The following is a 3970-nucleotide window of genomic DNA, read 5'->3' as shown; positions in this document are numbered from 1 at the left end:
CCGACGAGGGCTACGCCCCGGCGCGCAGCCAGGGCCGCTTCCTGTCGGCCGGCGCCGTGCAGAACGTCATCGGCGTGCTGCCGGGGGCCGACCGTTCCAAGCCCGCCGTGCTGGTGATGAGCCACTACGACTCGGTGGCCAACTCGCCCGGCGCCGCCGACGACGCGGCCGGCGTGGCCGCCGCCCTGGAGGTGGCCCGCGCCCTGAAGGCCGGCCCCAGGCCGGCCCGCGACGTGATCTTCCTGTTCACCGACGGCGAGGAGCAGGGCCTGCTGGGCGCCGACGCCTTCTTCGCCCGTGACCCGCTGCGCGAGCGGGTGGGCCTGGTGATCAACATGGAGGCGCGCGGCGATTCCGGCCGCGCGGCGATGTTCCAGACCGGCCCCGGCAACGGCGCCCTGATGCACCTCTTCGCCCGCGAGGCCCGGCGGCCGGCCGCCAACTCCCTGGCCGCGGCGGTCTACGAGAAGATGCCCAACGACACCGACTTCACCCACGCGGTGAAGGCCGGCCTGCCGGGGCTGAACTTCGCCTTCATCGACGACCAGCTGGCCTATCACACGCCCCTGGCCCGCGCCGACCACCTCGACCAGGGCAGCCTGCAGCACCTGGGCGACCAGGTGCTGCCGACGGTGCGCGCCCTGGCGACCGCCGCCGACCTGCCGGCCAAGGCGCCCAACGCGGTCTATTCGGATCTCTTCGGCCTGGTGATGGTCAGCTACCCGGTCGAGGTGGCCTGGGGCCTGCTGGCCCTGGCCGGCGCGCTGGTGCTCTACGCCCTGGTGCGCGGCCTGATGATCAAGGGAACCAGCGTCGTCGAGCTGCTCAAGGGCCTGTGCGGCTTCCTGCTGGTCGGCGTCTCGGGCGGCCTGGTGCTGCACCTGGCCGGCAAGCTGCTGGGCGTCGTCGATCTGCAGGGACACTACGCCCTGCTGGGCCGGTTCAACCCACTGCTGCTGGGCGGCACGGCGCTGCTCGTCGGCACGGCCCTGGCCGTGGTGATCGGCCAGGCCAAGGGCGCGGCGCGGATCTGGCCCAGCCTCCTGGCCCTGGCGGCCGGCGGCCTCACCTGCCTGATCGGCGGACCGGCGCTCGACCCGATCGGCCTGGGTCTCGGCGTCGCCGCCGCCGTGCTGGTCTGGGCCTCGCTGGGCAAGCCGGTGGGCGTGCTGGGGGCCTGGATCGGGGCGCTGGTCGGCCTGCTGGCCATCGCCCTGGCGACCATGGTGCTGCTGCCCGGCGGCTCGGTGATGACCGCCTGGCCGCTGCTGGTCGCGGCCCTGGCGGCGGTGCTGGTGCTGGCCAAGGGCGGCACCCGCAACAAGCGCGTGGCCCTGGCCCTGACCTTCTTCGTGGCGCTTGCGGCCGTGGCCGTGGTCGCCCAGGTCGGCGCCTGGGGCGGCTGGACCTTCGCCGGCCTCGGCGTCGAGCTGCCGGCGATCCTGGCGGCGTTCGGCCTGCTGGCCCTGCCGGCCCTGATCCCCCTGGCCCACGACTTCTCGGCCCTGAAGCTGGCGGCCATCCCCGCCACCCTGGTCGCCGGCCTGGGCGCGGCGCTGGGCGCCTACGCCGTGCTGGCCGGGGCCAGCGCCACGCGGCCGGAGCTGACCGAGGCCGCGCATCTCTCGGACCTGTCGACCGGCCGCGCCTACCGCATCTCGACCCTGCCGCGGCTGGACGCCTGGTCGCGCGGCGCCCTGACCGCCCAGGGCGGCACGCCGACGCAGCAGGAGCTGGTCCCGTTCTTCAAGTCCAAGGCCTGGCTGGCCGACGCCCGGCCCGTGCCGCTGGACCCGCCGCAACTCGTCTTGGAACAGGCCGGCGAGCGGCTGCTGGTGCGGGTGATCCCCGGCCCCGGCGCCGAATACGTCACCGTGCGGATCAGGCCCGACGGCATGCTGGCCGGCGCCCGCCTCAACGGCCGCCCCGTGCCCCTGACCACCAAGGCCGGCGAATGGACCAGCCTGACCTACCACGCCCCCGATCCCAGCGGCGTGACCCTCAGCTTCAGCCGCCTGAACGGCTCCGGCCGCGTCGAGGCCGCCGCCCTGGAAGTCCGCGAAGGCTGGCCCCGCGCCACGCCGTCGCCGGGAGCCAAGCCGGAGGGGCTGATGGCCTGGGGACTGTCGGACAAGACCCTGGTGCTGACGCGGGCGAGCGTGAAGTGGTGATCCGTTTCGGAAAACCTCTCCCATGGGGAGAGGGAGGGGCCCGCCGCGCAGCGGTGGGAGGGTGAGGGGGTACGCCCCTCACCGCATTACCCTAGATCGTGCCGGCACGCCGGCCGGCGCCGTACCCCCTCATCCTCCCAAGCCTGCGGCTTGGGCCCCTCCTTCTCCCTATGGGAGAAGGGTTGGTCGGATGGGAGAAGGGTCCTCTTACTCAGCCGCCTGCTTCGGCGCGTAGCCGAGGATGGCCTTGGTCTCGAGGAATTCCCCGAACGCGTGGTCGCCCCATTCGCGGCCGTTGCCGCTCATCTTGTAGCCGCCGAAGGGCGCCATCAGGTCGGGACTGGCGCCGTTGAGATTGACCTGGCCGGCGCGGAGCTTGGCGGCGACCTTGCGGACGCCCTCCGGATCGCCGCCCGAGACGTAAGCCGCCAGGCCGTATTCGGTGTCGTTGCCGATCTCGACGGCCTGGTCGACGCTGTCGTAGCCAAGGATCGACAGCACCGGGCCGAAGATCTCTTCCTTGGCGATGGTCATGTCGGGGGTGACGTTGGCGAAGACGGTCGGCTTGACGTAGTAGCCGGTCTCTAGCCCTTCCGGCTTGCCGGGACCGCCGGACACCAGGGTCGCGCCCTCGTCGACGCCTTTCTGGATCAGGCCCTGGATCTTGGTCCACTGCACTTCGGACACCACGGGACCCAGCTTGGAATTGCCGCTGGGGTCGCCGACCGTGTGGGCCTCGGCGGCGGCCTTGGCGATGGCGATCACCTCGTCCATGCGCTTGGCGGGGACCAGCATGCGGGTGGGGGCGTTGCACGACTGGCCCGAGTTCATCATCACCGAGGCCACCCCGCCGCCGACGGCGCGCTGGAAGTCGGCGTCGTCGAGGATGATGTTGGGGCTCTTGCCGCCCAGCTCCTGGTGCACGCGCTTGACGGTCGGGGCGGCGTTGCGGGCCACCTCGATGCCGGCGCGGGTCGAGCCGGTGAACGACACCATGTCGACTTCAGGATGGCTGGACAGCGCCGCGCCGACGGTCGGACCGTCGCCGTTGACCAGGTTGAACACCCCGGCCGGCACGCCGGCGGCTTCCAGGATCTCGGTCCACACCCAGGCCGAGAACGGCGCGATTTCCGAGGGCTTGAGCACCATGGTGCAGCCGACGGCCAGGGCGGGCGCGACCTTGCAGGCGATCTGGTTCACCGGCCAGTTCCACGGGGTGATGAAGGCGCAGACGCCGATCGGCTCCTTGACCAGGCGCGTCGTGCCGCGATCCTCTTCGAACTTGTAGTCCTTGAGCACCTGCAGGGCGGTCTGGACGTGGGCGATGCCCATCGCCGCCTGGGCGCGCTGGGCCAGCCACGCGGGGGCGCCCATCTCCTCGGTGATGGCCTTGGCCATGTCCTCGAAGCGCTTCTGGTACTCGGAGATGATCCGCTCGAGCAGGTCGATGCGCTCTTCGCGGCTGGTCTGGGAGTAGGTGGCGAAAGCCTTGCGGGCGGCGCGGACGGCCAGGTCCACGTCTTCCACCGAACCCAGGGTCACCCGGCCGGCGACGGCCTCGGTGGCGGGATTGATGACGTCCACCGTCTTGTCGGACTTCGCCGGGGTCCATTGGCCGTCGATGTAGAACTTCAGGTAGTCGCGCATGGGGATCCTCCTGCCGGGCCGCTCTAACCTGGTGTGGGGGCGGGCCTCGTTCAAACGCTCATTTTAGAGAACGGTGATCAGGTGGGAAGCCACAAGATGCTCCCCCTGAAGGGGGAGCTGTCGCGGAGCGACTGAGGGGGAAGTGATCGCGG

Annotated in this window: 2 protein-coding genes; one reads left to right on the top strand and one right to left on the bottom strand. The window is 71.6% G+C overall.

The features are described from left to right. On the top strand, window positions 1–2171 hold a 2171-nt coding region (locus tag DMC18_RS22745), incomplete at its 5' end, for a M20/M25/M40 family metallo-hydrolase (RefSeq protein WP_110133334.1). A 207-nt stretch (window positions 2172–2378) separates the two neighbouring features. On the opposite strand, the gene DMC18_RS22735 is transcribed toward DMC18_RS22745, so the two are convergent. Continuing rightward, on the bottom strand, window positions 2379–3818 hold the full coding sequence (locus DMC18_RS22735) for an aldehyde dehydrogenase family protein (RefSeq protein WP_110120502.1): 1440 nt from the start codon (window positions 3816–3818) through the stop codon (window positions 2379–2381). Window positions 3819–3970: the final 152 nt, after the last annotated feature.

Source organism: Caulobacter sp. D5, from assembly GCF_003185805.1.
Lineage (GTDB): Bacteria > Pseudomonadota > Alphaproteobacteria > Caulobacterales > Caulobacteraceae > Caulobacter.
This window is presented reverse-complemented; position numbering and strand designations above follow the sequence as displayed.

Excerpts from the sequence above, each read along its gene's own strand:
- DMC18_RS22735 (WP_110120502.1), bottom strand. The coding sequence starts at position 3,818 with ATGCGCGACTACCTGAAGTTCTACATCGACGGCCAATGGACCCCGGCG.